The sequence below is a fragment of the Mesorhizobium sp. P3_A9 genome (assembly GCF_056402975.1).
This window is the reverse complement of record NZ_JBFUGJ010000391.1, coordinates 1-5,242: the sequence shown is the minus strand read 5'-3', so window position 1 is coordinate 5,242 and position 5,242 is coordinate 1. Positions and strand designations below refer to the sequence as shown.

Sequence of the window (5,242 nt, the reverse complement as noted above, 5' to 3'; positions counted from 1 at the left end):
TTCCCAACGAGGCGGCCCTCAGCGACCTGCTGTCGGTCAGCCGCGGCACGGTGCGCGAAGCGGTGAGGGTACTCGTCTCGCAAGGCTTGCTGGACACGCGGCAAGGCTCGGGCACTTACGTGCGCTCGATCGTCGATTCGTCCGCAGCGCTCGACCGGGTCAAACGCACCGGCTTGCGCGACCAATGGGAGGCGCGGGCAGCGCTCGACCTGGAGGCCGCACGGCTTGCCGCCTTGCGTCACACGCCGGCCGACCTCGAGCGGATGCGCCGGCTGCTTGGCGAGCGCGGCACCGTCGCCGACGGCGGAAGCGAAGCCTTCATCCGGCGCGATCTCGCCTTCCACAAATCGGTTGTCGCGGCGTCCGGCAACAGAGCGATGGTGGAACTCTACGACTTCTTCACCGCCGCCATCACCGAAACCATCCATGCCACCATCGACGGCGAACTGCCCGAGCCGGACCAGCAGGTGCACGCGGCCATCGTCGACGCCATCGCCGTCAACGATCCGGACCGTGCGGTTGCCGCCGTCCGCGCCTTCATGGCGCCGGTGCTTGCCCAACTGGAAAGACTGCTGTCCCAATGAACCAGACATTTCGCCAGCCTGACCTGACGGAGCAATCCGGTACCGTCGAGGGGCTGGACCTCATCGATGCCGAAGCCGATAGCCTGCCGCAGCCGCAGCCGCCCGAACTGCGCAGCCGAGCCGAGCGCATCGTGCTTGGCGCCAGCCTGGTGCTGATCGCTTTCAATTTGCGGCCGCTGTTTTCCAGCCTGTCGGTGCTGCTGCCCGAGGTGATGCAGGCGACCGGCCTTTCGACGACCGGCGCCAGCCTGCTGACCACGCTGCCGGTCCTGTGCCTCGGCCTGTTCGCGCCCTTTGCGCCAAAACTTGCCCAGCGCTACGGGGCCGAACGCACCTTGCTCGGCGCGCTGGTGCTGCTGGCGCTGGGAACCGGGCTGCGCTGGTTCGGCTCGGTGCCGCTGCTGTTTATCGCCACCTTCCTTGCCGGTGGCGCCATCGCCATCGCCAATGTGCTGCTGCCGGGCCTGGTCAAGCGCGATTTCGCCGGCAGCGCCGCCGTCATGACCGGACTTTACACCATGGCGCTCTGCGCCGGCTCGGCCGCCGCCGCCGGCCTCACCCTGCCGATCGAACATTTTGTCACGGGTTCATGGTCGGGCGCGCTGGCTGCATGGGCCGTGCCGACATTGCTCGTGCTGCTGATCTGGATTCCTCAGGCGCTGGGCAGCCGGCGGCAGGTCAGCCATCGCGGCTTTCGCGTCGTCGGCCTGTGGCGCGATCGCCTGGCCTGGCAGGTGACGCTGTTCATGGGCCTGCAGTCGGCACTGGCCTATTGCATCTTCGGCTGGCTGGCGCCGATCCTGCGCGAGCGCGGCTTCGACGCGGCCACCGCCGGCGCCATCGCCTCGGTGTCTGTCATGGCGCAGGTCGTCACCTGCCTTGCTGTGCCATCCGTCGCGGTGCGGCTCAAGGACCAGCGCGGCATCAACGTGGCGCTCGTCGGCATCGCGGTGGTTGCGCTGCTCGGCATCCTGTTCGCGCCGACCTCTACCGTGCTTTTCTGGGCGGTTCTGCAAGGCATCGGGCAAGGCGGCCTGATCGCCGCCGCCATGACCCTGATCGTGCTGCGTTCGCCGGATTCGCATGTCGCGGCGCATCTTTCGGGCATGGCGCAAGGTGTCGGCTATGTGCTTGCGGCAACCGGCCCACTGCTGGTCGGCCTGATCCGCGGCTGGACCGGCAGTTTTTCGGAATCGGCTTTCCTGTTCGTCGCGCTTGGACTGGGGGCGGCCATCATGGGGTTTGGTGCCGGACGTGCGCTGCATGTCGGCGCCCGGACCATGCGCATCGAGGAGGAAGGCTGATCCAGGCCTTCCTCCTCGAGTCTCGGGAGCCCGCGAACACGTCACGCGTTCCTGCACGAAATGTTGACGGCTATCTTCAGGGAATGCCTTGCCGTGGCAGGCCGTGCGGATATGTATCGCGCATCTGACCAACGGAGCAGGCAATGACGAAGCAGGACCTTCAGATCAAGACCCGTGACGGTACGGCCAAGGCGGGCCTGTTCCGCTCGGCCAAGACGTCCCCGGCCAAGGCTGGTGTCATTCTCTACCAGGACGCCTTTGGTCCGCGCCCGGCGCTCGACGGCATGGCAGAGCGGCTGGCGGACGAGGGCTATGCGGTGCTGGTGCCCGATCTCTTCCATCGCAACGCGCCTTACGGTCCCTTCGACGCCAAGACCGCCTTCACCGAGGAAAAGACCAAGGCAGCGCTGATGGCGCTGGTCACCGGCACGACGCAGGAGATGACCATCAGCGACAGCGCCGCCTTTCTCGAAGCGCTCGCTGCTGAGGGTGTTACCGGGCCGATTGGCACCGTCGGCTATTGCATGGGTGGCGCCCGGGCAATGAACGCCGCCGCGGCTTACCCGGACAGGATCAAGGCCGCCGCCAGTTTCCATGGCGGCAATCTCGCCAGCGATGCCGCCGACAGCCCGCATCGCCACGCCGCCACCATCAAGGCGCGTGTCTATGTCGGCATGGCGGGCGTCGACAGGAGTTTCCCGCCGGAGCAGTCGACGCGATTGGCCGAGGCGTTCAGGGAAGCAGAGGTCGATCATGCGATCGAGAACTATGTCGGCATGGCACATGGTTGGTGCGTGCCGGATCACAGCGTCTACAATGAAGCCGGCGCCGAACGACACTGGCAAAGGCTGATCACGCTGTTCGCCGAAACGCTGGTCTGAGTTTCGCGCGGCTGTTCTTGCCTGTTGGCTGACCGAACCGTTCGCGGTATCAGGCAGCCTGAATGACGGCCCCTTGAATTGAGCGGGGGCCGAGCGGGAACGACTGGCCTGATGCAATCCTACGATGTCGTGATCATCGGCGCTGGCGCCGCCGGAATGATGTGTGCCATGGAGGCCGCCAAGCGGGGTCGTTCGGTGCTGATCCTCGATCACGCKGCRAWGCCAGGCGAAAARATCCGCATCTCSGGCGGTGGCCGGTGCAATTTCACCAACATCCACRCSAGYCCGAAGAAYTTYATCTCGGGCAATCCGCATTTCTGCATCTCGGCGCTCAGCCGTTACACCCAGCGCAATTTCATTGCGCTCGTCGAGCGTCACCGCATTGCCTATCACGAGAAGACGCTGGGGCAGCTGTTCTGCGACGGCTCCGCCCGGCAGATCATCGACATGCTGGTCTCGGAAATGCAGGGCAGGGGCGTCGAGCTGGCCCTGTCGACCGAGGTCAGGGATGTCGGCAAAACCGTGGAGGGGTTCGTGCTCGCTCTCTCCACGGGTACGGTCACTTGCCAGTCCCTGGTGGTGGCGTGCGGCGGCAAGTCGATCCCCAAGATGGGAGCGACGGGTTTCGGCTACGAGGTCGCCGAGCAGTTTGGCCTTGCCATTGTCGAGACGCGGCCGGCGCTGGTGCCGCTGACCTTCGACGAAAAAACGCTCGAGCGGCTGGCTCCCTTGGCCGGCAACGCAGTCGACGCGGAAGTCAGCTGTGGCAAGACGCGATTTTCAGAGGCCATGCTGTTCACGCATCGTGGCGTCAGCGGGCCATCCATCCTGCAGATCTCATCCTATTGGCGCGAGGGCGACGAAATCCGCATCGCCATGCTGCCCGGGGTCGATGTGGCGGATCTCATCCGCACGGCCAAGCGCGCCAATGGGCGGCAGGCGGTGCAGACAGTGCTCGCAAATCACCTGCCGAAACGGCTTGCACAGTCGATCGCGGAGCGCACCGGGTTCGACGGCAATCTCGCCGATCTTTCTGATAGCCAGATCAAAACCGTCGGCGCCGCGGTCAATGACTGGCGCATCAAGCCGGCGGGTTCCGAGGGTTACCGCACCGCCGAAGTGACGTTGGGCGGGGTCGAAACCAACGGACTGGACCAGAAGACGATGCAGGCGAAATCGGTACCGGGCCTGTTCTTCATTGGCGAAGTGGTCGATGTGACGGGTTGGCTTGGCGGCTACAATTTCCAGTGGGCATGGTCATCGGGCTGGGTGGCGGGCCAGGCGGCCTAAGCTGTGGGCTGCAGAGGTTGGCGGTTGCCTAAACCAGGGTCATCGCGTGAAGTCCGATGAAAATAGCCACGCCTGCGCCGATCAAAAGCAGCGGGTTCACCTTAGTCAGCAGAAGCGTTGCCGTTGACGCGAATGCCACGGCGCGTGCAAACCAGCCGCCATCGATGGCCTGCAGCAACACATAGGTCGCGGCAAGGATCATGCCCGCGGCGACTGGCCGGAGCCCTGCCTCCAGCGCTCGCTTCCAGCGCGCGCCGCCATTGCGGGACCACATATGGGCGACCGCGTAGATAAGGAAGGTGGTTGGGCCGAAGATTGCAATCGTTGCAACCACGGCGCCCCAAAAACCCGCGACTTGCCAGCCAATCAACGTCACCAGCAGGGATCCCGGCCCAGGCGCCATCCGCGAGATGGCGAACGCATCGACGAATTGCGCCTGGCTCAGCCACTGATGAACGTCGACGACCTGCCGGTTGATATCGGCAATCGCACTCTGCCCGCCGCCGATCGTAACGAGGGAGAGCGGAGCAAATACCGCCAGCAAGCTCAGCAACAACGATGTATGCGGGCTCTCGCTCATCACTTTGCCCTGGCGTAGGTGTCGGCGACGCTTACCGACCCGGCGACGAGAACGATCCAGAAAAGCGGCCAGTGCAGAAGTGYGACGGCAATGAATGTGCCGGCCATGATCGCAATGGGAACAACGTTTCGAGGCACCGCTCGCGCGGCCGTGATGCCCATTGATAGCGACAGGCCAACAGCCGCCGCCGCGGCTCCTGTCAACGCCACATGCGTCAGCGGATATCGCGACAACGCGGAGAATACCGTTCCCAACAGGACGATGACGATGGCAGGCGGGACGATGATGCCGACAAAACCAATGATGGCACCACGCCAGCCAAGCAGCCTGTAGCCGATCCAGACGGCCATGTTCTTGACGTTCACACCCGGCAGCGCCTGGGAGATCGACAGGCCGTTGAGGAATTCTTCCTGGGTTATCCACTTGCGGTTTTGAACAAATTCCCGCAGCAGCCAGCCACTCACTCCACCGCCGAAACTCGTCAAGGCGATACGGGTGAAAATCCAGAACAGCTGCGAGCAACTGGGGGCGGGTGCTATTTCCGGTGTCGACATGTTCAACGTTCTGGCCGCAGCCGTTGGTGAGGGAACCAGAGACCCGAGT

At 64.5% G+C, this 5,242-nt stretch carries 6 protein-coding genes; 4 read left to right on the top strand and 2 right to left on the bottom strand.

From position 1 onward, the window contains the following. From AC1DX0_RS30735 to AC1DX0_RS30720, 4 genes are all read left to right on the top strand, one after another. Positions 1–584: FadR/GntR family transcriptional regulator (locus AC1DX0_RS30735; RefSeq protein WP_477358199.1), on the top strand; the 584-nt coding region annotated here is incomplete at its 5' end. After that, positions 581–1,888, top strand: a complete 1,308-nt coding sequence (locus AC1DX0_RS30730; RefSeq protein ID WP_477222157.1) for a CynX/NimT family MFS transporter — start codon at positions 581–583, stop codon at positions 1,886–1,888. The genes AC1DX0_RS30735 and AC1DX0_RS30730, both read left to right, overlap by 4 nt. A gap of 143 nt (positions 1,889–2,031) precedes the next feature. Then, complete coding sequence (locus tag AC1DX0_RS30725; protein ID WP_477222158.1) at positions 2,032–2,769, top strand: dienelactone hydrolase family protein; 738 nt, start codon at positions 2,032–2,034, stop codon at positions 2,767–2,769. A gap of 111 nt (positions 2,770–2,880) precedes the next feature. Continuing rightward, entirely contained in the window at positions 2,881–4,059 is a 1,179-nt protein-coding gene (locus tag AC1DX0_RS30720; protein WP_477358196.1) for a BaiN/RdsA family NAD(P)/FAD-dependent oxidoreductase, read from the top strand. Between the two features lie 28 nt (positions 4,060–4,087). On the opposite strand, the gene AC1DX0_RS30715 is transcribed toward AC1DX0_RS30720, so the two are convergent. Next, positions 4,088–4,639, bottom strand: a complete 552-nt coding sequence (locus AC1DX0_RS30715; protein WP_477222160.1) for a chromate transporter — start codon at positions 4,637–4,639, stop codon at positions 4,088–4,090. Continuing rightward, the coding region (locus tag AC1DX0_RS30710; RefSeq protein ID WP_477358193.1) for a chromate transporter at positions 4,639–5,242 on the bottom strand (604 nt) is incomplete at its 5' end. The genes AC1DX0_RS30710 and AC1DX0_RS30715, both read right to left, overlap by 1 nt.

What these genes read in the sequence shown, in the direction of transcription:
- AC1DX0_RS30730 (WP_477222157.1), top strand. Translation starts at nt 581, where the DNA reads ATGAACCAGACATTTCGCCAGCCTGACCTGACGGAGCAATCCGGTACC.
- AC1DX0_RS30725 (WP_477222158.1), top strand. Translation starts at nt 2,032, where the DNA reads ATGACGAAGCAGGACCTTCAGATCAAGACCCGTGACGGTACGGCCAAG.
- AC1DX0_RS30715 (WP_477222160.1), bottom strand. Translation starts at nt 4,639, where the DNA reads ATGAGCGAGAGCCCGCATACATCGTTGTTGCTGAGCTTGCTGGCGGTA.